Below are 577 nucleotides of genomic sequence, written 5' to 3'. Positions count from 1 at the left end.
ATACTGTATTCGTATGACTGAATCGTATCAGTGTTGTACTGGAACGATTTGGTTTTCACGTCTCTTCCAATCAAGTTTTTAGCCGAGATACCCAAACGATATGGACCGAAGAACCAAAGTGCCCCCGCATCTAAGTTAAACATAGTTTCAGCAGTTTCGTGTTCACGGAGATCTTTGGTATCAAAGTTCTTAAAGCTGGTCGCATACGAATATGTATAGATGCGCTGCAGTTTTGGGGTGATACCAAAAGAAAGATGCTGATTCATAAAGTTGGTGTACTTGGCAAGAGACACCCCCGCCTCCGCTACGCCAATCGAAACACCTTGAACATAGCTGTCTGTCAGTGGATCGACACCTGATGTATCAACATTAGGTTGAACAAATGACTCTGTGTAGAGTTTTCCGTAGACAGTTGCTGATAAGAATTTATTTGGAATACCAACGGCAACGACACCACCTAAGTCAAAATCCATTTTTTTGCCGTCAATAGCGTCCATGGACTTTTTGATCTCATCAACATCGGTCAGCTTACTAATCCGCTCGATTTCGTCAATAAGATCATATTGATCGTCATAAC

The 577-nt window shown here is 41.9% G+C and carries 1 protein-coding gene; it reads right to left on the bottom strand.

Features of this window, described 5'->3' with window-relative positions; all coding sequences use genetic code 11:
* Positions 1-577, bottom strand: a 577-nt coding sequence (locus R8O10_RS26580; RefSeq protein WP_318192145.1) for a conjugal transfer protein TraF, incomplete at both ends; no start/stop codon positions are given.

The sequence above is a fragment of the Vibrio sp. 1727 genome, from assembly GCF_033344415.1.
Classification (GTDB): Bacteria; Pseudomonadota; Gammaproteobacteria; order Enterobacterales; family Vibrionaceae; genus Vibrio; species Vibrio alginolyticus.
The sequence above is the reverse complement of the archived record's forward strand: the minus strand, read 5'-3'. Positions and strand labels throughout refer to the sequence as shown.